This window comes from uncultured Roseicyclus sp., from assembly GCF_937892565.1.
Classification (GTDB): domain Bacteria; phylum Pseudomonadota; class Alphaproteobacteria; order Rhodobacterales; family Rhodobacteraceae; genus Roseicyclus.
Window position 1 is genome coordinate 1 of record NZ_CALAHQ010000010.1, and the last position, 24,339, is coordinate 24,339.

Below are 24,339 nucleotides of genomic sequence, written 5' to 3' on the forward strand. Positions count from 1 at the left end.
GCATGTGGCACACATGCCCCAACCGGGCACCGGATGGCCGCTTGCGTGCCCCACCCGCGGCAAGCCTTGGGTCATGCGGAGCTTGGCATCCCAAATCGCGTCGTATCAGCCTTGGCAGCGGCAGGCCCCTGCCATCCGCTGCCTTTTGCGCATGTCGTGGCCTTGCGCCCCTACCCGAAACGCGCGCCCCATGTGGGCTGCACGTCGCCCGGGGCGGGGGTGGCGGCAAAGACGCCGCGCGCAATCGCCCGCGACAGGCACAGCGCCGCCATATGGCCCAGCATCAAGGGCACCGCCGTGTCATCGCCAAGCGCCCGTGCCCCGGTGGCGGCGGCAAAGACCAGATCGCCATCCATCGGCGTGTGGCTGGGCCAGATCGCGCGCGCCATGCCGTCATGGGCGGCTATGGCCATCCGCGTGGCCTGTGCCTGGGTCAGCGCGGCATCGGTGGCCACGATCGCGATGGTGGTGTTGCGCCCTGCGCCGCCCTTGACCGGGGGAACCGCGCCGGGATCAAAGCCCGATGCCGGGCCAAGCCCGCCGAATTCGCGGCCCATCTCATGAGGGGCGGCCCAGAAGTGCGGCCCGTCGCCCACCGTCACGCGCCCCAGCGCATTGACCGCGACCAGCGCGCCGACGGTATAGCCCCCCCATTGCGCCGAGGCAGAGCCAAGGCCCCCCTTGAGGTCGGCAATCAGCGCGCCGGTGCCCGCGCCAACCGATCCCAGCGCAAAATCGGCCGCCGCGTTGTCCAGCGCGACCGCGCCCAAGGTCTTGTAGGGGTTTTCGCCCCATGCCTTGTCACCGCCATTGATCAGGTCGAACAAGATCGCGCCCGGCACGATCGGCACGGTCTGATCGCCCACGACAAAGCCGCGACCCCGTGTGCGCAGGGCATCGGCCACGCCCGATGCGGCATCAAGCCCAAAGGCCGATCCCCCCGACAGGACCAGCGCGTCGGCTTCCTGCACCAGCTTGTCGGGGGCCAGAAGGTCGGTCTCGCGCGTGCCGGGTGCGCCGCCCATGACATGAACGGCGGCGACAAAGGGGCGCGCGCCGACCAGAACGGTGGCGCCGGTCTTGATCCGCGCATCGCTGGCATGGCCCACCGCCAGCCCCGCCACATCGGTGATCAGATTGCGCGGCCCGGGGCGGATCATGGCGCACCCCTGTCGGCGACCAGATGCGGGATGCGCCCGCGCCAGAGCCCGAGCCGGGGCAGGTCGGGGCGATCGGGCAGCGGGCACTCAAGACCCTGATAGGCCGCGGGAAGGATCAAGATCACGGTATTCTGGCCAAGGGCTGCGGTTTCGATGGTGGCGGCGGCGGCAGGATCGAACCGCGCCGCCAGCCGCAACCGTGGCGCGCCATGGATCACCTCAACATGGGTCAGGTCCAGCGCAGGACAGGCCGCAAGGATGGCGGCATAGGCCGCGGGTTGGTTCATGAAATCGCCCGCATGCACGATGATGTCGGCAGGCAGATCATGGCGGGTCCAGCCGGTCATATGCACCGGCCCCCATCGACCTCCATCGCCACCCCGGTGATCATGCTTGCCGCATCCGAGCACAGAAAGGCCGCGGCCTCGCCCATGTCTTGTGGCGTGGAAAAGCGGCCAAGCGGGATGGTGGACAGGAATTTCGCCCGCATCTCGGGCGTGTCTTCGCCCATGAAGCTGGCCAGAAGCGGGGTTTCACCCGCCACGGGGCAAAGCGCGTTGACGCGGACACCAAAGGGGGCCAGCTCAACCGCCATGGTCTTGGTCGCGGTGATCATCCAGCCCTTTGAGGCGTTGTACCAGTTCAGACGCGGCCGGGGCGACAGCCCCGCAGTGGAGGCGATGTTGAGGATGGCCCCCGCGCCCGCCGCCTTCATCCCCGGCACGATCTCGCGCGCGGTCAGATAGACGGATTTGGCGTTGACGGCGAGCACGCGGTCGAATTCTTCCTCGGTCACTTCCTCCATCGGTTTGGGAAGATGGGTGATGCCTGCATTGTTGACCAAGATGTCGATGCGGCCCCATGCGTCGCGCGCGGCCTTGACCATGGCGGCGACCGAAGCCGCGTTGGCCACATCGACGCCATGGGCGATCCCGCCGATCTCGGCGGCGATGGTCCGGGCTGCGGGTGTGTTGATGTCGGCCACCATCACGCTTGCGCCTTCGCGGGCAAAGATGCGCGCGATGCCTGCGCCAAATCCTGATGCCGCGCCCGTCACGATGGCGGTCTTGCCGTCAAGTCTCATCGGGTTGTGCCTCCCTCAAGCGGTTCAGTGCGTGGCGCAGATCATCGGGGATCGCCACGGCGCGCCGCGTCATCAGATCGAAGAAGACCGAGACATTCTCGGCCTGAAACACCGTCGCCCCATCGCTCAGGCGGGTCATGCGATGGCCAAAGCGGGCGGATTTGGTGCCGACATGCAGGACATGGCTGTTGATGGTGAACACCTCGCCGGCCAGCATTTCGGCCCGGTAATCGGCCGCAATGTGAGCCGCGACAAAGGACCGTTGTGTGGCGGCAAGCGCGCCGCGATCAAGACCCGCCGCGGTTTGAATGCCAAACATCGCATCCGACACCGCTTCGATATAGGCCGCGACATTCATATGGCCGAGGATATCGCAATCGCGGGGGGCGACGGGGCGGCGCAGCGTTTCCATCGCCTCAACCCGCCCGGCGCAGATCGACTGCGCGCGCGCGCCGCATCGGCCAGATCGCCAGAAGCGCGCCCAATGCACCCGCGACATAGGCCGCGTCATGCATGAAGCCCGCCCGCAGGAAATCAGAGCGCGCCACGCCATCGGGCAGGCTGAGCGCTTGATCCAGCAGGCCCGTGGTATCGGCGATCAGCCCCCCGATCAGTCCAGCCAAAGCCGCCGATGTGGCCAGCACGATCACCAGCCCGATCGCCCCGATCCCGGCGGCCAGATAGCTGCGCGCGTTGGGCACGCTGAAAAGCCCCAGCGCAAAGGCGGGCAACCCCACCAGCGCCCCCATCCACCAACTGGCCTGTGCCCCGACCAGAGCCGCGCCCAGCCGTGGCGAGATGTCGGCCGGGATGCCGAATTGGGGGAATTTGATCTTGTGGAAATAGTCGGGGCCGACCGCGTAGCTCAACTGATTGTGCAAGGCGCCAAAGACAGCCGCCGACAGCGCGGCAATCCCCAGAAGCACAAAGAAGGTGGGGAATTTTCCAAGGCTCATGGGCCGCTCCGTCATCCGCATGACGCAAGCCTAATGCAGGCCCCGATCAGATGGAAGCGGCGCCTTTTGCGCCGGTCCCGTCGGGCCCTCGGCCCTTAGCCGTGGAGCGCCGCCACCGTCTTGAGGGTGGTCATGGCGTAAAGCGCCTCGAACCCCTTTTCGCGGCCATGCCCCGACAGGCCCGTGCCGCCGAAGGGCAGTTCCACGCCCCCCGCCGCGCCGTAATTGTTGAGAAACACCTGCCCCGCGCGCAGCCGTTTGGCCAGCCGCATCTGGCGGCCCCCGTCGCGGCTCCAGACGGATGCGACAAGGCCATAGGGCGTGCCATTGGCGATGCGGATGGCGTCATCTTCATCTTCGAAGGGCAAGATGATCTGCACCGGGCCAAAGATTTCTTCCTGTGCCAGCGGGTGGTCAGGGCTGGGGCCCGCGATCAGGGTCGGGGCGATGTAATGGCCGCCGGGCGGCAGGTCGGCGGCAAGCTGGCCGCGCGCAAGGATATGGGCGGGGTCGGCCATGGCAAGATAGCGCTCCACGATGTCTTTCTGGCGGGCCGAAATCAGAGGGCCCATGCGCAGATCGGCACTGGCGGGCCCGACGGTCAGGCCACGATACGCAGCAGCCATCCGTTCGCACAGCGCCCCGTAAAGCGATCGTTGCACAAGGATGCGCGAGGATGCCGAACAGGTCTGGCCCGCATTCTGGATGCCCGCAGTGACCAGATAGGGAAGAGCCGCATCCAGATCGGCATCGGCGAACACCAGTTGCGGGGATTTGCCGCCCAGTTCCAGCGTGACGGGCACGACGTTTTCGGCCGCCGCCGCCTGCACCTTGCGGCCGGTGGCCACCGACCCGGTGAACGAGATATGGCCGATGCCCGGATGGGCGGTCAGTGCTGCACCTGCCTCAAGCCCAAGACCCGGCACCACGTTCAGCGCACCCGCCGGCAGACCCGCCTGACGCGCCAGATCGGCAAAGGCCAGGGCGGTCAGACAGGCCTCTTCGGCGGGTTTCAGCACGCAGGCATTGCCCGCCGCCAGCGCCGCGCCAACCGATCGGCCGATGATCTGCATCGGATAATTCCATGGCACGATATGGCCCGTGACGCCGTGGGGTTCACGCAGGGTGTAGACAGTAAAGCCGTTCTGGAACGGGATCGTTTCGCCCATCAGCTTGTCGGCGGCACCGGCGTAGAATTCGCAATACCGCGCCAACGCGATGACGTCGGCCCGCGCCTGTGTCAGGGGCTTGCCGACATCGGCAGCCTCCATCGCGGTCAGCGCTTCGGTGTGGTCCAGCACAAGCTGGCCCAGCCGCGCCAGCATCCGGCCCCGGGCGTAAGCGGGCAAGGCACCCCATTCGCCCGCCAGCGCGCCTTGTGCGGCCCTGACCGCGGCGTCGATGTCGGCGGCGGTGCCGCGGGCGATGCGGGCGATCTCCTGCCCGGTCGAGGGATCGATCGCCGGCAGCGTTTCGCCCGTGGCGGGGGCCTGCCAGTGGCCCCCGATGAAAACACGCGACGGGTCGAACCAAGGCGTCATGAGGGTGCCCTTTCCATGTCAAGCAGCCGCGGGGCTGCGTCCAGCAGTTGGCGCGTATAGGGGTGGGTGGGCGCGTCGAACACGGTGGCGGTGGGGCCCTGTTCCACGATCTCACCCGCGTGCATCACCATCACCCGGTCCGTGATGGCGCGCACCACCGTCAGATCATGGCTGATGAACAGATAGGACAGACCGAATTCCCCCTGCAATTCGGCCAGAAGATCAAGGATGCGCGCGCGCACAGAGACATCGAGAGCCGAAACCGCTTCGTCCAGAACCAGTATTCTGGGCCGCGTGATCAGCGCGCGCGCAATCGCGATGCGCTGACGCTGTCCGCCCGAAAATTCATGGGGGTATTTCAGCATGTCATCGGGCGAAAGACGAACCGCTGTCAGCGCCTCGGCGACCCGGTCGCGCCGTGTTGCCCCCTGGGGGGCCTTGGCCATCAGGTGAAAGGGTTCGGCCACAATTCGGTCGACCCGCCAACGGGGGTTGAAGCTGCCGTAGGGGTCCTGGAAGACGCCCTGAAGGTCCGCACGCAAATCGGTCGGCATGCCCGGCCCGATGGAATGGCCAAAAAGCCGGATACTGCCGCTCTGGATCGGGTCCAGCCCGAGGATCGCCCGCGTCAGGGTGGATTTGCCACAGCCACTTTCGCCCACCAGCCCAAGGCTTTCGCCCGTGTGCAAGGTGAAGCTGACATCTTTCACCGCCACATGGGCCGGGCCCCGCCGCAGGCCGTGCCGCGGACCGGGATAGTGGCGCGTGACGGCATCCAGCACCAGAAGCGGCTCGGGCGTCGGCTGTGCCTTGCGGTCGGGGCGATGGGCCGAGGCCGCGAAAAGCGCCGCCGTATAGGGGTGACGGCGCTGGGCCAGCACGGTTTGGGTGGGCCCGGTTTCCACGATCTCACCGGCCTGCATCACGCCGATGCGGTGGGCCATGTCCGACACCACGGCAAGGTCATGGGTGATCAGAAGCAAAGCCATGCCATCTTCGGCGACCAGCCGTTTCAGCAGCGCAAGAATCTGCGCTTGCGTGGTGACATCAAGGGCGGTGGTGGGTTCGTCGGCGATCAGCAGGCGCGGGTTCCGCGCGATGGCCGCCGCAATGCAGACGCGCTGACGCTGACCGCCCGACAGCTCATGGGGGTAGCGGTCGAGCGGGATCGCCGACAAACCCACCCGGTCGAGCCGGTCGCGTGCAATGCCAAGCGCCGCGGCGCGGGTTGCACGACCATGGATCACCAGCGTTTCGGCCACCTGATGTCCGATCGTCTGCACCGGGTTGAGCGCCGTCATCGGTTCTTGAAAGATCATCCCGATCTGGTTGCCCCGGATGCGGCACAGTTGGGGCTCTGTCAGGGCCAGCAGATCGCTATTGCCCAGCCTTGCCGCCCCGGTCACGCGCGCACCATGCGGCAAGAGCCCCATAAGGGCCAGCGCCGTCAGGGATTTGCCCGAACCGCTTTCGCCGACCAGCCCGAAGATCTCGCCGGCGCCGATGCCAAACGAGACATCGCGCAGGATGGGGGTGCCATGAATGGCCAGCGATAGCCCGGCAATCTCGATCATGCGCGGCTCCCGAATTTTCGTACGAAAATTCGCACGATGTGATTTTTCGTACGAAAAATCATGTCCGCCCCCGCCGCAGCCGTGGGTCTAGCCCATCGCGCAGCCCATCGCCCAAAAGATTGAGGCCCAGAACCATGCCCACGATCGCCAGCCCCGGCAGAACCGCCAGCATGGGATGGGTGTAGATCATGGTCTGCGCTTCGGCCAGCATCCGGCCCCAGCTTGGCACGGGCGGTTGTGCGCCAAGCCCGACATAGGACAGCGCCGCTTCGGCCAGAATACCCAGCGAAAACTGGATCGTCGCCTGCACGATCAGCAGATTGGTGATGTTGGGCAAGATATGGTCGCCCGCGATACGGAACTGGCCCTTTCCTGCAGTGCGCGCGGCAAGGATGTAGTCGAGGGTCCAAAGCGGCAATGCCGCCCCACGCGCCACGCGGGCGAAAACGGGGATGTTGAAGATGCCGATGGCCAGGATCGCATTGGTGGCCGATGGCCCATAGCGCGCGGTGATCAGGATGGCGATGACCAGCGAGGGGAAGGCGAAGATCAGGTCATTGGTCCGCATGATCACCTCGTCCAGCCAGCCGCCGCGCTTGGCGCTTGCCGCCAGCCCGAGCGGCACTCCGACGGCGATGCCTATTCCGACCGCCAACAGTGCCACCGCGATCGAGGTCTGCGCCCCCACCATCAGCATCGACAAAAGGTCGCGCCCCAGATGGTCGGTGCCCAAGGGGTGCAGATCGGAGGGCGATTGCAGGCGGTTGGCGATGGCCACGCCATCAACGGCATGCGGGACCCAGACCAGCGAGATCAGCGCCGCAAGCAAGAACAGGCCCGACACTCCGGAACCGATGATCAGGGCAAGGGGAAGCCGTCTCATTTGCGGCGCAGCCTTGGGTCGACCAGCGCATAGGCCAGATCGATCACAAAGGTGACCAGGATCACGCCAAAGACCAGAAGCATGGTCACCGATTCCACCACGATCAGGTCGCGCTGGGTGATCCCTTGAAAGATCAGCCGCCCAAGGCCCGGCAGGAAGAACACATTCTCGATGATGATGGCGCCCGCAATCAGGAACGAAAATTGCAACCCGATGATCGTCAAGACGGGGATCAACGCGTTCCTGAGCGCATGGCGGCCGATGACCTGTGAGCGCGTGAGGCCCTTGGCCCGCGCGGTGCGGATATAGTCGTGATCGAGCGTGTCCAGAAGCGACGAACGCATGACACGCGCCAGGATCGACGCCTGTGGCAGCGCGAGTGCCACCGCCGGAAGGGTCAGCGCCTTGATCGCGGCAAGGGGGTCGGACCATCCGGGAAATCCCCCCGCCGAAAACCACCGCAGGCTCACGGCGAAGAGCAGCACCAACAGCATCGCAAACCAGAAATTCGGCACCGCAATGCCCAGCTGTGTCACCCCCATCATGCCGTGATCGGCCCATGTCCCACGCCGTGCCGCCGCAAGGATGCCGATGGGAAGAGCGATCAGCGTCGAGAGTGTCAGCGCATAGAGCGCAAGCGGCAGCGAGACCCAGATACGGTCCACAACCAGATCGGCCACCGGCACGCGATAGGTGTAGGAGATGCCGAAATCCCCCGTCAGCATGCCGCCGACCCACGACAGGTAGCGGTCAAGCCCGGACCCTTCGAGGCCCAGCTCGGCCCTGAGCGCGGCAAGGTTTTCTTCGGTCGCGTTCAGACCCATCATGTAGCTGGCCGGATCGCCAGGGATCACCTCGATCAGGGCAAAGATCACCACGCTCGCCAGAATCAGGCTGAGCCCAAGAGACAAGGCGCGGGTGAATAGATATCGCAGCATGACAGGCACGCTACCTTGCACCGCGCATCGGGGCCAGAGGGCAGTTGCAGCCATCGGGTGCCGGGTCGCTCGGGTGTCGCGCCGCGTCGCAGCGAATTGACAAGGTCATAATATTGTCAATATACCCCGCATTACGAAATCTTATTGCCGAATGCCGCGCAGGAGCCGCCCATGACCGCCCCACATCGTGAAGCCCCGTGGCTGATTCGCACCTATGCCGGTCATTCGACCGCCAAGGCATCCAATGCGCTGTATCGCGGCAATCTGGCCAAGGGGCAGACGGGGCTTTCGGTGGCCTTCGATCTGCCCACCCAGACGGGATATGACAGCGATCATGTGCTGGCACGGGGCGAGGTGGGAAAGGTCGGCGTGCCGATCTGTCACTTGGGCGACATGGCGACGCTGTTCGATCAGATCCCGCTCGAGCAGATGAACACCTCGATGACGATCAACGCGACCGCGCCATGGCTTTTGGCGCTCTATATCGCGGTGGCCGAGCAACAGGGGGCCGATATCACCCAATTGCAGGGCACGGTTCAAAATGATCTGATCAAGGAATATCTCAGCCGCGGCACCTACATCTGCCCACCCAAGCCAAGCTTGGCGATGATCGCGGATGTGGCGGAATACTGCTATGTCCATGTGCCGAAATGGAACCCGATGAATGTGTGTTCCTATCATCTGCAAGAGGCGGGCGCGACGCCCGAACAGGAACTGGCCTTTGCCTTGGCGACAGCGATTTCGGTGCTCGACGAATTGCGCCCGCGGGTTCCGGCCGGGGATTTTTCGGTGCTGGTCGGCCGCATCTCGTTTTTCGTGAATGCGGGCATCCGCTTTGTCACCGAGATGTGCAAGATGCGCGCATTTGTCGATCTGTGGGATGAGATCTGCGAGACGCGCTATGGTGTCATCGATCCGAAATACCGCCGTTTCCGCTATGGTGTTCAGGTCAATTCCCTTGGCCTGACCGAGCAGCAGCCCGAAAACAACGTGTACCGCATCTTGATCGAAATGCTCGCGGTCACGCTGTCGAAAAAAGCGCGGGCCCGTGCGGTGCAATTGCCCGCCTGGAATGAGGCGCTGGGCCTGCCGCGCCCATGGGATCAGCAATGGTCGATGCGGATGCAGCAGATCATGGCCTTTGAAACCGACCTTTTGGAATATGGCGATCTTTTCGATGGCAACCCGGTCGTGGATGCCAAGGTTGCCGAACTCAAGGCAGGCGCGCGGGCGGAATTGGCCAATCTTGATGCGATGGGCGGCGCGATTGCGGCCATCGACTACATGAAGGCGCGTCTGGTCGAAAGCAATGCCGACCGGGTCAATCGGATCGAACGGGGCGAAACCGTGGTGGTGGGCGTGAACCGCTACACCGCGACCGAACCCTCGCCGTTGATGGGTGAAGATGGTGGCATCATGGTGGTCGACCCCGCGGTCGAAGCCGATCAGATCGGCCGCTTGCAGGCATGGCGCGCCGGTCGCGATGGGGCGGCTGTCTTGGCCGCTCTGGCCGATCTGCGCGCCGCTGCACGCGCAGGGCGCAATGTGATGCCCGCCTCGATCGCAGCCGCCAAGGCCGGCGTCACGACCGGCGAATGGGCCGGTGTGATGCGTGCGGTGCATGGCGAATATCGCGGGCCCACAGGGGTGTCGAAATCCATGTCGAACAAGACCGAAGGGCTGGACGATCTCCGCGCGGCCGTTGATGCGGTCAGCGACCGTCTGGGCCAGCGGTTGAAGTTTCTGGTGGGCAAGCCCGGGTTGGATGGTCATTCCAACGGCGCCGAACAAATCGCCTTTCGGGCACGCGATTGCGGCATGGACATCACCTATGAAGGTATCCGCCTGACGCCCGAGGAAATTGTCGCCGCCGCCCGCGCACAGGGCGCACATGTCATCGGGCTTTCGATTTTGTCGGGGAGCCATGTCCCCTTGATCGAAGACGTCATGGCCCGTCTGCGCGCCGCGGGATTGGACCATATTCCCGTCATGGTCGGCGGGATCATTCCGGATGAAGATGCCGTAAAGCTGAAAGCCTTTGGCGTGGCGCGGGTCTACACGCCCAAGGATTTCGAATTGAACCGCATCATGATGGATATCGTGGCATTGGCCGACACGATGCAAACAGCGGCCCAGTGACACCGCATCTTGCGTGCAAGGCCATCCCTTTTTTATCGCCGCTTGCCTTTTTTCATGTTATCGGGCAACGGTGATGTGTTTTTCAAGCCAAGGGACCGTTTAAATGGCCAAGAATATCGACAACATGAGCCTTTCTGAATTGCAGGCTTATCAAAAAGAAGTCGAAGCTGCGATCAAGGGATACAAAAAAAAGCGCCGGTCGGATGCGCTTGCAGCCGTGCGCGCCGTCGCCAAAGAGCATGGCTTTACGGTTGAAGAGTTGTTGGGTGCGAAACCCGTCATACGGACCACGGCCAAGGGCGTTGCGAAATACGCCAACCCCGATGACCCGTCGCAGACATGGTCGGGCCGTGGCCGTCAACCCGCTTGGGTGAAGGCCGCGCTTGCTGCGGGCAAGCCCATGGCCTCTCTGGCCATCTGAGGGCATGACCGTCCATATCGGCGCAAAGCCGGGCGAGATCGCCGAGACGATCTTGTTACCGGGTGATCCGTTGCGTGCCGAATGGGCCGCCCGGCGGTTTCTGGATAGCCCTGTTTGTGTAAATCAGGTGCGGGGAATGCTGGGCTATACCGGATTGTGGCGCGGGCACCGCGTCACAATACACGGGTCCGGCATGGGCATGCCCAGCCTGTCCATCTATGCCAATGAGCTGATCCGCGATTACGGCGCCAAGACCTTGATCCGGATCGGATCGGCCGGCGCGATGCAGTCCGACATCGCGGTGCGCGATATCGTTCTGGCCATGAGTTGTTCATCGCTGTCGACCCCATCGCGGGGCATTTTCCGTGACCTGAATTTCGCGCCTTGTGCCGATTTCGGGCTGCTTGCGGCCGCACAAGCCGCGGCCCAGCGGCGGGGGGTGCCGACCCATGTGGGCGGCATCTATTCCTCGGATGTGTTCTATGATGAACGCGCCGATCTGACCGAACAGTTGCAGCGCCACGGTGTTCTGGCCGTCGAGATGGAAGCGGCCGAGCTTTACATCCTTGCCGCCCGCTACCGGGTGCGCGCCCTGGCGGTTCTGACCATCTCGGACCATCTGATCACGCACGAGGAATTGTCCTCTGCCGACCGGCAATCAAGCTTTTCCGACATGGTCGAGATCGCGCTGGAAGCGGCTTTCGCCTGAGCCACGCGTGCGGCGGCGGCTTTGCCACTTGAAAACGCCTGTTTCCGGGCCGGGAAAACCCGGGTTTTCCCGTGCGGAAAACACGTGTTTTCCGCCCCCCCCTCAGCCGCGCAGCATGCGGCGCAGGATGCGTTCGAGCTTGGCCGCGCCCAAGGGCGCCATGGCTTTGGTGTGCTCATGGCTGATCTGTTCGTCCGACAGCCCCGCCGCCTTGTTGGTGATGGTCGAGATCGCCGCCACGCGCAGGCCCAGAAACCGTGCCAATATCACCTCGGGCACGGTGGACATGCCGACTGCATCGGCCCCAAGGATGCGGATGGCGCGGATTTCGGCCGGGGTCTCGAACGAGGGGCCGGAATACCATGCATAGACGCCCTCCATCAGCGGGATGTCTTCGGCCTTGGCGGCCGCTTTCAGGGCTGACCGCATCGCAGGGTCATGGGCTTTTGTCATCGGCACAAAGCGGGCATCGGTTTTCTCGCCGATCAGCGGGTTCAGGCCCGAGAAATTGATATGATCCGACAACAGCATCAGATCGCCGGGGTTCAGGTCGGGGTGCATCGATCCGGCCGCATTGGTCAGGATCAGCCGTTCGCCCCCCAGCGCCTTCAGCACCTCCAGCGGCAGGCGCATCGCGTCGCCCCGACCGCTTTCATAGTAATGCGCGCGGCCCCCGAAAATGGCGACGCGCTGGCCTTCGAGCGTGCCGATCACCAGCTTGGGCGTGTGCCCTGACACGCCCGCATGGGGAAAGCCCGGCAGCTCGGCATAGTCGATCGCCACGCCGTCGACCGTTTCCGCGATGTGGCCCAGCCCCGATCCCAGCACCATGCCATAGGCGGGCGGCGCGGCGCCGGCGCGCTCACGAATCAGTGCGGCAAGTGCGTCAGCGTTCCTTGACATAGGGCTCCCCCCCTGCGCGCGGCGGAATGGCCTTGCCCACAAGGCCCGCCAGCACGATCACCACCAGAATATAGGGCAAGGCCTGCATGAACTGCACCGGCACGACGAATTCGCCCAGTTGGATGTTCTGATAGCGATTGCCCACCGCATCGAAAAAGCCAAACAGCAGACAGGCCGACAGCGCATACCATGGGCGCCACTTGGCAAAGATCAGCGCGGCCAGCGCAATGAAACCGCGCCCTGCGCTCATGTCCTTGACAAAGCCCGCCGACAGCGCGGTCGACAGATATGCCCCCGCGATGCCGCACAAGACGCCTGCGATCATCACGGCCGCAAAGCGCAAGCCCACCACCGAAATGCCCGCCGTATCGACAGCGGCGGGGTTTTCGCCCACCGCGCGCAACCGCAAGCCAAAGCGCGTGCGATAGAGCACCCACCATGTCAGCGGCACCATTGCCAGCGCCAGATAGACCAGTATCGAATGACCCGAGATCAATTCGGAATAGACCTGACCCAAGGGGCCTTGTTGTGCGATGCCGCGAATGGTCGATTCCGCGCCCGGCAGCACGATGTTGCCAAAGCGCGCATCCGATGGAAGCTGCGGGGTGCGCCCGCCTTGGGCGAACCAGGTCTGTGCGATCACCACGGCCAGCCCTGCGGCCAGAAAATTGATCGCCACCCCGGAAATCAGCTGATTGCCCCGAAAGGTGATGGAGGCGATCCCGTGCAGCACCGCCAGCACCATCGACGCCGCCACCCCGGCCAAAAGCCCGACCCAGACCGACCCCGAGGTATAGGCAATCGCGGCCGCGAAAAACGCCGCGACCAGCATCTTTCCTTCGAGCCCGATATCAAACACCCCCGCCCGTTCGGAATAGAGCCCGGCCAGACAGGCCAGCAACAGCGGTGTGGCCAGCCGCACCGTGCTGTCGAGGATTTGCAAGATGGTCAGGAATTCCATCGCGTCACTCCGCCGGGTTGGGGCGCGCGGCATTGTCACGGCGGCGCTTGAGCGACAGGAAAATGCTTTGCACGGGCATGCGCACCATGTTGTCCAGCGCCCCGGTGAACAAGATCACCAAGGCCTGGATGACCACGATCATCTCGCGGCTGATGGCGGGCATTTCGAACTGCAATTCGGCCCCGCCCTGATAGAGCGCGCCAAACAAAAGCGCGGCCAGCACCACACCCACCGGATGCGACCGGCCCATCAGCGCCACCGCGATGCCCACGAACCCCGCGCCTTCGACGAAATCGAGGACCAGACGCTCGGCTTCGCCCATCACGACGTTCACGGCCATCATGCCCGCCAGCGCGCCCGAGATCAGCATGGTGATCATGATGATCCTGGTCGGGTTGATCCCGGCATAGACGGCGGCCGTTTCGGAATGGCCAAACGACCGGATTTCATAGCCCAGACGCGTGCGCCAGATCAAAAGCCACACCAGCACACAGGCGATCAGCGCCAGAAAGATCGAGATGTTGAGCGGTGTCGACCCGCGAAAGCCAAGCCCGCCCGCGAAATCGGCGGCATTGGGCAGATGGGTGGTCGCGGCAAAGCTGGCGCTTTCGGGCGCCATCGAGCCTTCGACGCGAAAGACATTGACCAGAAGATACACCAGCAGCGCCGAGGCGATGTAGTTGAACATGATCGTGGTGATCACGATATGGCTGCCGCGCCGGGCCTGAAGATAGGCTGGCACGGCCGCCCATGCGGCGGAAAACAGCATCGCAAAGCCCATCGCGGCGGCCAGCGCCAGCGACCAGTGCGGCCAATCCACCGCCAGCAAGATCACCGCCACCCCAAGCCCGCCCAGCGCCGCCTGACCTTCGCCCCCGATGTTGAACAGCCGCGCGTGAAAGGCGACGGCCACCGCCAGCCCGGTAAAGATGAAGTTCGTGGCGTAATAGAGCGTGTAGCCCCAGCCATAGGCCGACCCAAAGGCGCCCCGCAGCATGATCTGCATGGCGCGCAACGGGCTTTCGCCGATGATCGCCACCACCAGCCCCGACACCATGAACGCCAGAACCACGCTGATCAGCGGGATCAAGACGACGTCGGCCCATTTCGGCATCCGGTCCATCTCAGGCCGCCCCCTCGGTCACGCCCGCCATCAACAGGCCAAGTTCGTGCTGGTCGGTCTGATCTGGCAGGCGTTCGCCCATGATGCGCCCGTCAAACATCACCGCAATGCGGTCGGACAGGCCCATGATCTCGTCCAGCTCGACGCTGATCAGCAAGATCGCCTTGCCCTGATCGCGCAGGGCGATGATCTGGCGATGGATGAATTCGATGGCCCCGATATCGACGCCGCGCGTGGGCTGGCCCACCAAAAGCAGATCGGGCGCGCGGTCCATTTCTCGGGCGACCACGATCTTTTGCTGATTGCCGCCTGAAAAACTGCGCGCGGGCAGGCGCGGATTGGGCGGGCGCACATCATAGCGCGCCATCTTGTCAACACAGTCGGCCTTGATCGCGGCGTGATCCATCAACGGCCCGACATTGTATTTCGGATCATGGTGATAGCCAAAGGCCACGTTTTCCCATGCCTCGAAGCCCATGATCAGCCCCTCGGTCTGACGGTCTTCGGGGACATGGCCGATGCCCATGGCGCGGCGGCTTTGCCCGTTGGCCGCTGATCGGGTGATATCAAGCCCGCTGCCAAACAGGCTGACCGCCCCACCGCTGGCCGTGATCATGCCGCCCAGCACCTCCAGAAGCTCGGTCTGCCCATTGCCTGCGACGCCGGCGATGCCAAGGATCTCGCCGCGCCGGATCTCAAGGGACACCCCCTTGAGCCGTTCGACCCCGCCGCGGCGCACGCGCAGATCGCTGACCTTCAGCACAACCTCGCCGGGGGTGGCGGGTGTCTTGTCGACCTGCAACAGCACTTTGCGGCCCACCATCATCTCGGCCAGCTCTGCGGGCGATGTGTCTGCGGTCCTGACGGTATTGGTCATCTCGCCGCGGCGCATCACGCTGACGGTGTCGGTGATCTCCATGATCTCGCGCAGCTTGTGGGTGATCAGGAGGATGGTCTTGCCCTCGGCGCGGAGCCGTTCGAGGATGCGGAACAGTTGATCGGCCTCGGCGGGCGTCAAGACGCCCGTGGGTTCATCGAGGATCAGGATATCGGCATGGCGATAAAGCTGCTTGAGGATTTCGACCCGCTGCTGGTGTCCCACGCTCAGGTCTTCGATCACGGCATCGGGGTCGACCTTGAGGCCATATTCCTCGGACAACTCCGCCAAGAGCTTGCGCGCCCTGGCGATCGAAGGGCGTAGCATCGCGCCGTTTTCGGCCCCAAGGATCACGTTTTCGACGACGGTAAAATTCTCGACCAGCTTGAAATGCTGGTGCACCATTCCGATGCCCGCGCGGATCGCGGCTTGGCTGTCGGGGATGGCGGTAGCAGTGCCATTGATGAATATTTCGCCCGCGTCGGCTTTGTAAAAGCCATAGAGGATCGACATCAGCGTCGATTTCCCCGCGCCGTTTTCGCCGACGATGCCATGTATCGTGCCCCGCGCGACCGACATGGAAATGTCGCGGTTGGCCAGAACCGGGCCAAAGGATTTGGAAATGCCCCTGAGTTCGATGGCGGGCGCGTCTGTCATGGGCTGGCTTGCTCCCCCGTGCGGGTCCGATGGGCAACGGGCCGCGGTGATCATGCCACCACGGCCCGCGCCGGTTTCAAACCGCCATGCGATTACTGCATCTGCACGGGGCAGGTGCCGTCATCGGTGAAATTGTGCACCTTGATCTCGCCCGCGATGATGGCAGCACGCGCGGTATCGACGGCGGCCTGCATCTCGGCGGTGATCAGCGCGGCGTTGTTGTCGTCAAGCGCGTAGCCCACGCCCTCTTCAGCCAGACCGAAGACATGGACGCCGGTCACCACTTCGGGGCCGGTGGTAAAGGCGTCATGCACGGCCACGTCGACCCGCTTGAGCATCGAGGTCAAGACCGAGCCGGGGTGAAGGTGGTTCTGGTTGCTGTCCACACCGATCGAGAGGATGCCCTCGTCGGCTGCGACCTGAAGCACACCAAAACCTGTGCCGCCGGCAGCGGCATAGACCACATCAGCACCTTGGGCGATCTGGCCGCGGGTCAATTCGCCCCCGCGCACCGGATCGTTCCATGCGGAGGGCGTCGTGCCGGTCATGTTGGCGATGACGGTGACCGCAGGGTTCACCGCAGCCGCGCCTTGCGCATAGCCGCAGCCAAAGCGCGAGATCAGCGGAATATCCATGCCGCCGACAAAGCCGACAATCCCCGCTTCGGAGGCCATCGCGGCCAGCATGCCGACCAAGTAGGAGCCTTCATGTTCCGAGAAGATGACCGAGCGCACATTGGGCGCATCGACCACGCCGTCGATGATGACAAATTTGGTGTCGGGGTAATCGGGCGCCACGACCGACAAGGCGGTTGCTTGGCTGAAGCCTGCCATCACGATCGGGTTCGAACCCGCTTCGGCCAGACGGCGCATCGCCTGTTCGCGCTGTGCGTCCGAGGTCAGTTCGATCTCGCTGTAGGTGCCCCCGGTTTCAGAGGCCCAAAGCTCGGCGCCGTTGAAGGCCGCCTCGTTGAAGGAGCCGTCGAATTTGCCACCAAGGTCGAAAATGATCGCCGGCCCGTCGGCCAGCGCGCCCGAGGCGGACAGGGCCAAGCCAGCAGCGGCGCCCATCAGCATGGTCTTCATGGTCATTGTGTATCTCCCGGTTGAAATGATCCGCGGCGCATCATCTTGCCCGCTGGTCACGATTATCTGCAAGGTCTGGAAGCGAACCCCTTCTGAATAAGGGCAAAGGGCGATCACTGGGTCAACTGGATTCTGTCTGCTGCAAGCGTCGAAATTGATGCCGCAACGTCAACTGTTTGCGCCGCTGCCGGGTTTTTGGGCGCTCAGCACCCGGCGCAACGTCAGGGCATCCACAAAGGCCGATCCGGGGCGCGCGTAATATCCGCGCCTCAGGCCGGTTCGCACAAACCCCGCCCGCCCATAGAGCGCCAGCGCCCGGGCATTGTCGGCTGCCACCTCCAGAAACAGATCCTGAGCACCCGCGGCCAGCGCGGCATCCATCACCTGACGCAACAGCGCCGCGCCATGCCCTTTTCCCTGTGTGTGCGGGTCGATGGCGATGGTCAGCAGTTCCGCCTCGGGCGCCACGATCTGCACCAGTGCAAAGCCCTCAGACCCAAGGCTGACGGCATGGATCACGGGGCGCGCCAGCATCGCGGCGATGTCGGCCTCTGACCAGATCTGGCCATGGCCTGCAAAGGCCGCGGCGTGAATCTGCGCCATCCGGGCGGGTGTCATGAGGGCAAGATCATCGGCCCGGCCGTGCGCGCGGGGGCGGCATCGGCGGCGCGTAGATACATGGGCGCAGGGCGCGGCAGATCCGTGTCGCGCCAGCGAAGCGCCGCGATCCGCGCAATCGCTTCGGCCAGCGGCAGGGCAGGGGGCAAAACCACCAGCCCCGGCAGCGTCGCCACCGCCATGCCCGCGCCCGATCCGGTGACAGCGCCGCCAGCGATCAGATGGGGCAGATCACCCGGCGTCAGCAACAGCGGATCACCCGCGCCTGCGCCATCGAACGCCTGCACATAAACCTCGCCTCGGCGCGCATCCGCGATCACGGTGATCGGGCGCGGCAGATCATGGGCCAGCGCCTCGAGCGTGCTGACGCCCACAGCGGGAATGCCCAGCCCAAGCGCCAGACCGCGCGCGGCCGACACCGCAATGCGAATGCCGGTGAAATTGCCGGGCCCCACACCCACCCCGATGGCATCCAGATCGGCCAGGCACGCGCCGCTTGCCGCCACCACCTCGGCAAGCACCAGCATCAGACGTTCGCCCTGACCCTTTTCCATGGCCTCATGGGCATGGGCCAGTATCGTCTCGCCCGACAAAACAGCGGCCGCGCAATGCGCGGCCGAGGTGTCGAAAGCCAGGATCAGGGGCTTGGAAGCGGCCATCACAGGTTGACGGGGCGCACCTCGAGAACCTCGGGGATGTAGTGGCGCAGCAAATTCTCGATCCCCATCTTCAGCGTCAGCGTGCTGGACGGGCACCCCGCACAAGCACCCTTCATGTGCAGATAGACCACCCCCCGGTCGAACCCGTGAAAGGTGATGTCGCCACCATCCTGGGCGACGGCGGGCCGCACGCGGGTATCAAGCAGCGTCTTGATCTGGCCCACGATCTCTGCGTCTTCGCCGCTGTGCTCGGCATGACCGCCCGAGGCCCCGCCCTCGCCCTCCATCACCGGGGCACCCGATTGATAATGCTCCATGATGGCGCCAAGAATGGCCGGCTTGATGTGGTCCCAGGCGGTGGCTTCCGCCTTGGTCACGGTGACGAAATCGGTTCCGAAGAACACGCCGGTCACGCCCGCCACGCCAAAGATACGCGCGGCAAGCGGCGATTTCCCGGCGGCGTCGGGATTGGGGAAATCGGCGGTGCCCATATCCAGCACGGTCTGGCCGGGCAGGAATTTCAGCGTCGCCGGGTTGGGGGTGGATTCGGTCTGGATGAACATGCGCGTAATCCCATCGGTTTCGTCAGATATGCGGGTCAGACCGGCCAGTGTCAAGTTTTGGAACGATTCTAAACCGGACCGGGTTCAGGTTCAGGTGATGCTTTCCAGCTGTTCCTTGCTCAGCTCGACCGGAACGATGGTGATGGGCACGGGCAGGGTGCCCGCCTGACGCACCATCGCGGTCACCAGCGGCCCCGGCCCCCCCTTGCCGGCCGCGGCCCCCAGCACCAGCACCCCGATCTCGGGCGAGGTGCGGATATGGTCGAGGATTTCCGCCACCGGCTCACCCTCGCGGATGACAAGGCTGGGATCGACCCCCTGGCGGTCACGCATCCATTTGGCGAAGACGTTGAAATGCGCCTCGATTCGCTCGCGCGCTTCGGCACGCATCATTTCGGCCACGCCGATCCAGTGGTTGAACTCATCGGGCGGGATGATCGACAAGATCTCGACCCCGCCCTGGGTATGGGCGGCGCGCATTGCGGCAAAGCGCATCGCGTTCAGACATTCGCGGGTGTCGTCCAACACCACGAGGAATTTGCGCATCGGTTTTCCCTGTATCGGCAGCCCAGCATGACGCCTGTGCGCGGCTCTGTCCACCGCTTCGCACGAGGCGCCGGGCGGCTGGGCGGTCTGCCGCGTCAGGCCAGCGCCAGAAGTCCGGCCAGATCCAGCCGTGCATTGATCATCTGCAACTGTCCATCGGCGTCGCGCGGCCAATCCTCGGGCGCACGGTCGCGATAGAGTTCGATGCCATTGCCATCGGGGTCGCTGAGATAGATCGCCTCGGACACGCCATGATCGGCCGCCCCATCCAACGCCACACCGGCCGCAAGCACCCGGCGCAACGCTTGCGCCAAAGCCCCCCGGTCTGGAAAGAGAAAGGCGGTGTGATACAGCCCCGTGGCCTCGGGGGCCGGGCGTGGCCCGCCCGCGCTGTGCCAGGTGTTCAGGCCCAGATGGTGGTGGTAGCCGTCAAAGGACAGGAATGCCGCCTGTTCGCCGTAGCGCTGCTGCACCTGCAAGCCGATGACATCGCGGTAAAAGGCAATGGATCTTTCCAGATCCGATACCTTTAGATGCACATGGCCGATAAGGGCGCCCGTGGGGCTGGGATGGGTTGGGTTCATGGTCGACTCTCCTGATCTGGGGTCAGTATTGCGCAGGCAGCGGCGCGTGTCCCTGCGCGCCGGCGCAGACCGGCTGTGCGCAGGGCGTTCGACCGCGCCCCGCGCCAAAGCCCTGGTTCAAGGTGCTGTCTTGGGGGCTTTTCGCATCCTGCGTGCCGGGGATATGCTATCGCCCGACCGCGCGTCAGTGTCGCGCCGCCCAAAGGGGGACCCCAGATGCCCAATCGCCGCCCGAAAGAATCGCCCCTGCCCGTGGATGCCGCCGCCCGCCGCGCGATAGCGCCCGTGGTCTGCTACCCGGTCGCCACTTTGCCCGGCCTGCCCGATGCGGTGATCGCGGGCGCGCGCAGCGGCTTGATCTTGCGCGACAGCGTCACCATTCCGCCCCGCCAAGCGCGCTGTTTTCGCGCCCGCGCCGGGCAGGTGATCCGCATCCGTTCCGTCGAAGGACCGCAGGTGGGCGATCTGAACCTGTGGCATGCGCATGATCTGTCCGAGCGATTCTTTTCGGGGAAAACCCGCGCCTTGCACGGCACCCATGTGACGACCGGGGATCGTTTGTGGTCGAGCCTGCCACATTTGCGCCCGATGGCCAGCGTGGTGGCCGACAGCCTCGATTGGTATGGGATCGACGATTTCGGGGGGGCGGTTCATGACGTGATCGGCACGCGCTGCGATCCCTACACGCATTGCCTGTTGTCGGATGGTGGCCAATATCACCAGTGCTGCCATTCCAACCTGACGCGCGCCTTGGCCGCCGAAACGGGTCTTTCCCTGTCCGACGCCGAACGGCACATTCATGATGTGCTCAACGTGTTCATGTGCACGGGATTTACCCGTGACACCGGGCAATATTTCATGAAAGCCTCGCCCGTGCGTCCGGGTGATCATCTTGATATATTGGCTGAAATCGATCTTGTTGGGGCCTTGTCGGCCTGTCCGGGGGGCGATTGCGGGTCCGAGCATTCCTCGGACAGCGCGCCGTGTTTCCCGCTGTTGGTCGAGGTGTTTGATTGTGATCTGACACGGTCATGGGCGCCTGCGCCGATCAACGGTTATGACCGCAGCCACGGCGCCTGATCGCCCCTGAAAACACGCTTTTGCGACCCCTCAACGGCTCAAGCAAAAAATCACTTCCTGACGCAAAAAATTATCTTGCATGGGGGGGGAAACAGCCGCATATGCCCGGCCCAAGACGCCAACGCACGCGCCTCTGTCACGGGTGGTACTCCGGCCTGCCGGCATAACCATCGCAGTTACGTAGCGACGGTAACGTCTCCCTTGGAAGTTTGCGGGCCTCATTCGGCCCTCTGTCTGTCGGAGATGACCATGACCGCTACGTTCGCCGATTTCTCGGCCTCTTTTCCTATTCCTTCGGCCCGCCTCGAAGGCTTCATCGCCTCCAACCGTTTTGATCGCCCGACGCTGGTGATCGAGATCGACCGCGTCGAGACGCAGTATCGCGCGCTGGCCGAGGGTTTGGGCGCAGCCGACATCCATTATGCCGTCAAGGCCAACCCCGCCCCCGAGATCATCGAGCGGCTGGTCGCGCTTGGCTCCAAATTCGACGCCGCGTCGCGGGGCGAGATTGAACTGTGCCTGAGCAAAGGCGCACAGCCCGACACGATTTCCTACGGCAACACCATCAAGCGTGCCGCCGACATCGCCTTTGCGCACCGCGCGGGCATCACGCTGTTTGCCGCCGATGCGGCCGAGGAAATCGCCAAGATCGCCGCCCATGCGCCGGGCGCGTCGGTCTATATCCGCCTGCTGGTCGAAGCGTCGGGCGCCGATTGGCCGCTGACGCGCAAGTTCGGCACGACGCGCGACACCGCGCTCAAGCTCATGGCGCAAGCGCGCGGTCTGGGCCTGCGTCCGGCTGGGGTCAGCTTTCATGTCGGCTCGCAAACGCGCGATCCGGCGATGTGGTCTGATACGCTTGATCAGGTGGCGGCGGTCTGGGATGCAGCCACCGACGCGGGCTTTGATCTTGATGTGCTCAACATCGGCGGTGGTTTCCCGGCCTTCTATGGCGACGCGATCCCGCACCCGACGGCTTATGCCGCAGCGGTGATGGCGCAAGTCAACGCGCGCTTTCCCGCAGGCATCCGCATCATGGCGGAACCCGGTCGCGGCATGGTCGCCGAGGCCGGCATGATCGCGGCCGAGGTGTTGTTGGTGGCCAAAAAGTCCGAGGATGATCTGCATCGCTGGGTCTATCTGGATATCGGCAAGTTTTCGGGCCTTGCCGAAACCATGGATGAGGCGATCCGCTACCAATTCATCACGCCCCATGATGGCGAAGCCACGGGCCCCTGCATTCTGGCAGGCCCGTCTTGCGACAGCGCGGATGTGCTTTATGAAAAGCGCCCGGTGTCGTTGCCCTTGGCGCTCAGGGCGGGCGACAAGGTGATCATCCGCAATTGCGGGGCCTATACCTCGTCTTACGCATCGGTTGGCTTCAACGGCTTTCCGCCGCTGGACGTGATGGTGATCTGATACCGCGCTTGCGCCGTCCGCCTGTTTTGATCCGTCGCAGGCGGGCGGTTTATGTCACGTCTGGCCTTGGCGCAGTTCGCGCGCTAAGGCTGGCGTGAACACAGGGCAACTGGCCGCACTGTCATGCAAATCTATCTGCCCATCGCCGAAGTCAGCGTGAACGCCTTTCTGCTGCTTGGGCTTGGCGGCATCGTCGGCATCTTGTCGGGCATGTTCGGGGTGGGCGGCGGGTTTCTGATGACGCCGCTGTTGTTTTTCATCGGCATCCCCCCCGCCGTCGCCGTGGCGACCGAGGCCAATCAGATCGTCGCCTCGTCGTTTTCCGGGGTTCTGGCCCATCTCAAGCGCAAGACCGTCGATCTGAGGATGGGCACGGTCTTGATGCTGGGGGGCGTCGTCGGGGCGGCCATCGGGGTGCAGGTGTTTGCCGCGCTGACCGCCATCGGTCAGGTCGATCTGCTGGTCAAGCTGTGCTATGTCGTGTTTCTGGGCATCATCGGCACGCTGATGTTTTTCGAAAGCCTGCGCGCGATCCGGCGGGCGCGTGCGTCGGGCGGGGTGGCCACGCCTGTGCGCCGCCATCGCACCTGGATGGACAAGCTGCCCTTCAAGATGCGGTTTCGGACCTCGGGGCTTTATATCTCGGTGATCCCGCCGATTGCGGTCGGCGTGTTTGTCGGGCTTTTGGCCGCGATCATGGGGGTGGGCGGCGGGTTCATCATGGTGCCTGCGATGATCTATCTGCTGGGCATGCCGACCAAGGTGGTGGTGGGCACCTCGCTGTTCCAGATCATCTTTGTCACCGGAATTGCCACCTTGTTGCATGCCACGACCAATTACACCGTTGACATGGTGCTGGCGGTGCTGCTTTTGGTGGGGGGCGTGATCGGGGCACAGATCGGGGCGGCCATCGGCGTCAAGCTCAAGGCCGAACAGCTGCGCATCTTGCTGGCCGTGATGGTTCTGGCGGTTTGCGGCAAGCTGGCCTTTGACCTGCTGGTCATGCCGGCCGAGCTTTATGGCATCGCGTTTGACGGGGCCGGGCACTGATGCTGCGGGTGCTGGGCCTTGTCGCTGTCGCCCTTGCGCTGGCCACACCGCTCAAGGCCGAGCAGGTGGTGGCGGGCCTGAGCCAGGAGGCGATTTCCATCACCACGAATTTCGCGGGCTCCGAGATCTTGATCTATGGCGCGGTCCGCCGGGAAGAACCGCCTCCGGGCAGCGCGCCGATGGAGGTGATCGTCACCGTCCAAGGCCCCAGCCGCGCGGTGACCGTGCGGCGCAAGGAGCGCCGATTTGGCATCTGGGTGAACACCGATGCCACGCGGATCAACGAGGCGCCAACCTTTTATGCGGTCTCCAGCACCGGACCCTTGGACGCCATCCTGAGCCAGACCGAGGATCTGCGCCATCGCATCACCTTGGCGCGTGCGATCCGCGCAGTGGGCACCGGTCGGACCGATCAGGATGTGTTCAATGCTGCGCTGATTCGCATCCGCACACAGGATGCGGCCTATCAGCTGACCGAAGGCGCCGTGCGGTTTCGCGAGCAGACCTTGTTTGACACCTCCATCCGGCTGCCCGCCAACCTGACCGAAGGCGAATATGTCACGCGCATCTTCCTGACCCGGGGGGGGGCGGTGGTGGATGTCTATGAGCAGACGATCCCGGTGCGCAAAGTGGGCTTGGAGCGGATGATCTACACCCTCGCCCATGAGCGGCCCCTGGTCTACGGGCTTTTGTCGCTGTTCATCGCCATTGCGGCGGGTTGGATGGCCTCGGCCCTGTTTCGCGCCATCAGGCGCTGAGGGGTTGTTCCCATCGCCGCTTGTTCAGCGGGTCTGACCGCCCGGCGCTGG

The 24,339-nt window shown here is 64.4% G+C and carries 26 protein-coding genes; 7 read left to right on the forward strand and 19 right to left on the reverse strand.

What is annotated here, in order from left to right; translation table 11 throughout:
* Positions 1–170: 170 nt before the first annotated feature.
* From Q0094_RS01625 to Q0094_RS01665, 9 genes are all read right to left on the reverse strand, one after another.
* Positions 171–1,157, reverse strand: coding sequence for a P1 family peptidase (locus tag Q0094_RS01625; RefSeq protein WP_297614661.1), 987 nt, complete (start codon positions 1,155–1,157; stop codon positions 171–173).
* A complete protein-coding gene (locus Q0094_RS01630; protein WP_297614571.1) occupies positions 1,157–1,507 on the reverse strand; it encodes a hypothetical protein in 351 nt (116 codons plus the stop codon). Before Q0094_RS01630 ends, Q0094_RS01625 begins: the two co-directional genes overlap by 1 nt.
* Complete coding sequence (locus Q0094_RS01635; RefSeq protein ID WP_297614573.1) at positions 1,504–2,244, reverse strand: SDR family oxidoreductase; 741 nt, start codon at positions 2,242–2,244, stop codon at positions 1,504–1,506. Before Q0094_RS01635 ends, Q0094_RS01630 begins: the two co-directional genes overlap by 4 nt.
* Positions 2,234–2,656 carry a thioesterase family protein gene (locus Q0094_RS01640; protein WP_297614575.1) on the reverse strand — a complete coding sequence of 141 codons (423 nt, stop codon included), beginning with the start codon at positions 2,654–2,656 and terminating at the stop codon, positions 2,234–2,236. The genes Q0094_RS01635 and Q0094_RS01640 overlap by 11 nt, the downstream gene beginning before the upstream one ends.
* A gap of 4 nt (positions 2,657–2,660) precedes the next feature.
* A complete protein-coding gene (locus Q0094_RS01645) occupies positions 2,661–3,200 on the reverse strand; it encodes a hypothetical protein (RefSeq protein ID WP_297614577.1) in 540 nt (179 codons plus the stop codon).
* 95 nt (positions 3,201–3,295) lie between these two features.
* Positions 3,296–4,741, reverse strand: a complete 1,446-nt coding sequence (locus Q0094_RS01650; RefSeq protein WP_297614579.1) for an aldehyde dehydrogenase family protein — start codon at positions 4,739–4,741, stop codon at positions 3,296–3,298.
* Positions 4,738–6,315, reverse strand: coding sequence for an ABC transporter ATP-binding protein (locus tag Q0094_RS01655; protein WP_297614581.1), 1,578 nt, complete (start codon positions 6,313–6,315; stop codon positions 4,738–4,740). The genes Q0094_RS01650 and Q0094_RS01655 overlap by 4 nt, the downstream gene beginning before the upstream one ends.
* Before the next feature lie 58 nt (positions 6,316–6,373).
* Complete coding sequence (locus Q0094_RS01660) at positions 6,374–7,198, reverse strand: ABC transporter permease (protein WP_297614583.1); 825 nt, start codon at positions 7,196–7,198, stop codon at positions 6,374–6,376.
* Positions 7,195–8,136: an ABC transporter permease gene (locus tag Q0094_RS01665; protein WP_297614585.1), complete on the reverse strand. Its 942-nt coding sequence runs from the start codon at positions 8,134–8,136 to the stop codon at positions 7,195–7,197. The genes Q0094_RS01660 and Q0094_RS01665 overlap by 4 nt, the downstream gene beginning before the upstream one ends.
* A 171-nt stretch (positions 8,137–8,307) precedes the next feature.
* On the opposite strand from Q0094_RS01665, the gene Q0094_RS01670 reads away from it, so the two are divergent.
* From Q0094_RS01670 to deoD, 3 genes are all read left to right on the forward strand, one after another.
* Complete coding sequence (locus tag Q0094_RS01670) at positions 8,308–10,275, forward strand: protein meaA (RefSeq protein ID WP_297614587.1); 1,968 nt, start codon at positions 8,308–8,310, stop codon at positions 10,273–10,275.
* Positions 10,276–10,378: 103 nt separating this feature from the next.
* Positions 10,379–10,696 carry an H-NS histone family protein gene (locus Q0094_RS01675; RefSeq protein WP_297614589.1) on the forward strand — a complete coding sequence of 106 codons (318 nt, stop codon included), beginning with the start codon at positions 10,379–10,381 and terminating at the stop codon, positions 10,694–10,696.
* 4 nt (positions 10,697–10,700) lie between these two features.
* Entirely contained in the window at positions 10,701–11,405 is a 705-nt protein-coding gene (gene deoD, locus Q0094_RS01680) for a purine-nucleoside phosphorylase (protein ID WP_297614592.1), read from the forward strand.
* Between the two features lie 102 nt (positions 11,406–11,507).
* Here the strand turns inward: deoD and Q0094_RS01685 are convergent, their stop codons facing one another.
* The 10 genes from Q0094_RS01685 to Q0094_RS01730 all read right to left on the reverse strand — a co-directional run bounded on the left by Q0094_RS01685 (position 11,508) and on the right by Q0094_RS01730 (position 19,981).
* Positions 11,508–12,308 carry a purine-nucleoside phosphorylase gene (locus tag Q0094_RS01685; RefSeq protein WP_297614594.1) on the reverse strand — a complete coding sequence of 267 codons (801 nt, stop codon included), beginning with the start codon at positions 12,306–12,308 and terminating at the stop codon, positions 11,508–11,510.
* Positions 12,292–13,269, reverse strand: coding sequence for an ABC transporter permease (locus Q0094_RS01690; RefSeq protein ID WP_297614596.1), 978 nt, complete (start codon positions 13,267–13,269; stop codon positions 12,292–12,294). The genes Q0094_RS01685 and Q0094_RS01690 overlap by 17 nt, the downstream gene beginning before the upstream one ends.
* Before the next feature lie 4 nt (positions 13,270–13,273).
* Entirely contained in the window at positions 13,274–14,392 is a 1,119-nt protein-coding gene (locus Q0094_RS01695) for an ABC transporter permease (RefSeq protein ID WP_297614598.1), read from the reverse strand.
* A 1-nt stretch (position 14,393) separates the two neighbouring features.
* Positions 14,394–15,926 (reverse strand): ABC transporter ATP-binding protein, encoded by a 1,533-nt coding sequence (locus Q0094_RS01700; RefSeq protein ID WP_297614600.1) that lies wholly within the window; start codon positions 15,924–15,926, stop codon positions 14,394–14,396.
* Positions 15,927–16,018: 92 nt separating this feature from the next.
* Positions 16,019–17,017 (reverse strand): BMP family ABC transporter substrate-binding protein, encoded by a 999-nt coding sequence (locus tag Q0094_RS01705; protein WP_297614603.1) that lies wholly within the window; start codon positions 17,015–17,017, stop codon positions 16,019–16,021.
* A gap of 162 nt (positions 17,018–17,179) precedes the next feature.
* A complete protein-coding gene (locus Q0094_RS01710) occupies positions 17,180–17,614 on the reverse strand; it encodes a GNAT family N-acetyltransferase (protein WP_297614605.1) in 435 nt (144 codons plus the stop codon).
* 11 nt (positions 17,615–17,625) lie between these two features.
* Complete coding sequence (gene tsaB, locus Q0094_RS01715; RefSeq protein ID WP_297614607.1) at positions 17,626–18,288, reverse strand: tRNA (adenosine(37)-N6)-threonylcarbamoyltransferase complex dimerization subunit type 1 TsaB; 663 nt, start codon at positions 18,286–18,288, stop codon at positions 17,626–17,628.
* Positions 18,288–18,851, reverse strand: a complete 564-nt coding sequence (locus Q0094_RS01720) for a NifU family protein (RefSeq protein WP_297614609.1) — start codon at positions 18,849–18,851, stop codon at positions 18,288–18,290. The genes tsaB and Q0094_RS01720 overlap by 1 nt, the downstream gene beginning before the upstream one ends.
* Before the next feature lie 90 nt (positions 18,852–18,941).
* Complete coding sequence (locus Q0094_RS01725) at positions 18,942–19,397, reverse strand: universal stress protein (RefSeq protein ID WP_297614611.1); 456 nt, start codon at positions 19,395–19,397, stop codon at positions 18,942–18,944.
* Between the two features lie 95 nt (positions 19,398–19,492).
* Positions 19,493–19,981 (reverse strand): VOC family protein, encoded by a 489-nt coding sequence (locus Q0094_RS01730; protein ID WP_297614613.1) that lies wholly within the window; start codon positions 19,979–19,981, stop codon positions 19,493–19,495.
* 216 nt (positions 19,982–20,197) lie between these two features.
* Between Q0094_RS01730 and Q0094_RS01735 the strand changes: the two genes are divergently transcribed.
* The 4 genes from Q0094_RS01735 to Q0094_RS01750 all read left to right on the forward strand — a co-directional run bounded on the left by Q0094_RS01735 (position 20,198) and on the right by Q0094_RS01750 (position 24,288).
* Positions 20,198–21,061 carry a DUF1989 domain-containing protein gene (locus tag Q0094_RS01735; RefSeq protein ID WP_297614615.1) on the forward strand — a complete coding sequence of 288 codons (864 nt, stop codon included), beginning with the start codon at positions 20,198–20,200 and terminating at the stop codon, positions 21,059–21,061.
* A gap of 249 nt (positions 21,062–21,310) precedes the next feature.
* The gene (locus tag Q0094_RS01740; RefSeq protein ID WP_297614617.1) at positions 21,311–22,480 is read left to right on the forward strand and encodes a type III PLP-dependent enzyme; all 1,170 of its coding nucleotides are present in this window, start codon (positions 21,311–21,313) and stop codon (positions 22,478–22,480) included.
* Between the two features lie 123 nt (positions 22,481–22,603).
* Positions 22,604–23,530, forward strand: coding sequence for a sulfite exporter TauE/SafE family protein (locus Q0094_RS01745; RefSeq protein WP_297614619.1), 927 nt, complete (start codon positions 22,604–22,606; stop codon positions 23,528–23,530).
* Positions 23,530–24,288: a TIGR02186 family protein gene (locus Q0094_RS01750; RefSeq protein WP_297614621.1), complete on the forward strand. Its 759-nt coding sequence runs from the start codon at positions 23,530–23,532 to the stop codon at positions 24,286–24,288. The genes Q0094_RS01745 and Q0094_RS01750 overlap by 1 nt, the downstream gene beginning before the upstream one ends.
* Positions 24,289–24,339: the final 51 nt, after the last annotated feature.

Coding starts and splice junctions, on each gene's coding strand:
- Q0094_RS01630 (WP_297614571.1), bottom strand. CDS start 1,507: ATGACCGGCTGGACCCGCCATGATCTGCCTGCCGACATCATCGTGCAT.
- Q0094_RS01635 (WP_297614573.1), bottom strand. CDS start 2,244: ATGAGACTTGACGGCAAGACCGCCATCGTGACGGGCGCGGCATCAGGA.
- Q0094_RS01640 (WP_297614575.1), bottom strand. CDS start 2,656: ATGGAAACGCTGCGCCGCCCCGTCGCCCCCCGCGATTGCGATATCCTC.
- Q0094_RS01645 (WP_297614577.1), bottom strand. CDS start 3,200: ATGAGCCTTGGAAAATTCCCCACCTTCTTTGTGCTTCTGGGGATTGCC.
- Q0094_RS01650 (WP_297614579.1), bottom strand. CDS start 4,741: ATGACGCCTTGGTTCGACCCGTCGCGTGTTTTCATCGGGGGCCACTGG.
- Q0094_RS01655 (WP_297614581.1), bottom strand. CDS start 6,315: ATGATCGAGATTGCCGGGCTATCGCTGGCCATTCATGGCACCCCCATC.
- Q0094_RS01660 (WP_297614583.1), bottom strand. CDS start 7,198: ATGAGACGGCTTCCCCTTGCCCTGATCATCGGTTCCGGAGTGTCGGGC.
- Q0094_RS01665 (WP_297614585.1), bottom strand. CDS start 8,136: ATGCTGCGATATCTATTCACCCGCGCCTTGTCTCTTGGGCTCAGCCTG.
- Q0094_RS01670 (WP_297614587.1), top strand. CDS start 8,308: ATGACCGCCCCACATCGTGAAGCCCCGTGGCTGATTCGCACCTATGCC.
- Q0094_RS01675 (WP_297614589.1), top strand. CDS start 10,379: ATGGCCAAGAATATCGACAACATGAGCCTTTCTGAATTGCAGGCTTAT.
- deoD (WP_297614592.1), top strand. CDS start 10,701: ATGACCGTCCATATCGGCGCAAAGCCGGGCGAGATCGCCGAGACGATC.
- Q0094_RS01685 (WP_297614594.1), bottom strand. CDS start 12,308: ATGTCAAGGAACGCTGACGCACTTGCCGCACTGATTCGTGAGCGCGCC.
- Q0094_RS01690 (WP_297614596.1), bottom strand. CDS start 13,269: ATGGAATTCCTGACCATCTTGCAAATCCTCGACAGCACGGTGCGGCTG.
- Q0094_RS01695 (WP_297614598.1), bottom strand. CDS start 14,392: ATGGACCGGATGCCGAAATGGGCCGACGTCGTCTTGATCCCGCTGATC.
- Q0094_RS01700 (WP_297614600.1), bottom strand. CDS start 15,926: ATGACAGACGCGCCCGCCATCGAACTCAGGGGCATTTCCAAATCCTTT.
- Q0094_RS01705 (WP_297614603.1), bottom strand. CDS start 17,017: ATGACCATGAAGACCATGCTGATGGGCGCCGCTGCTGGCTTGGCCCTG.
- Q0094_RS01710 (WP_297614605.1), bottom strand. CDS start 17,614: ATGGCGCAGATTCACGCCGCGGCCTTTGCAGGCCATGGCCAGATCTGG.
- tsaB (WP_297614607.1), bottom strand. CDS start 18,288: ATGGCCGCTTCCAAGCCCCTGATCCTGGCTTTCGACACCTCGGCCGCG.
- Q0094_RS01720 (WP_297614609.1), bottom strand. CDS start 18,851: ATGTTCATCCAGACCGAATCCACCCCCAACCCGGCGACGCTGAAATTC.
- Q0094_RS01725 (WP_297614611.1), bottom strand. CDS start 19,397: ATGCGCAAATTCCTCGTGGTGTTGGACGACACCCGCGAATGTCTGAAC.
- Q0094_RS01730 (WP_297614613.1), bottom strand. CDS start 19,981: ATGAACCCAACCCATCCCAGCCCCACGGGCGCCCTTATCGGCCATGTG.
- Q0094_RS01735 (WP_297614615.1), top strand. CDS start 20,198: ATGCCCAATCGCCGCCCGAAAGAATCGCCCCTGCCCGTGGATGCCGCC.
- Q0094_RS01740 (WP_297614617.1), top strand. CDS start 21,311: ATGACCGCTACGTTCGCCGATTTCTCGGCCTCTTTTCCTATTCCTTCG.
- Q0094_RS01745 (WP_297614619.1), top strand. CDS start 22,604: ATGCAAATCTATCTGCCCATCGCCGAAGTCAGCGTGAACGCCTTTCTG.
- Q0094_RS01750 (WP_297614621.1), top strand. CDS start 23,530: ATGCTGCGGGTGCTGGGCCTTGTCGCTGTCGCCCTTGCGCTGGCCACA.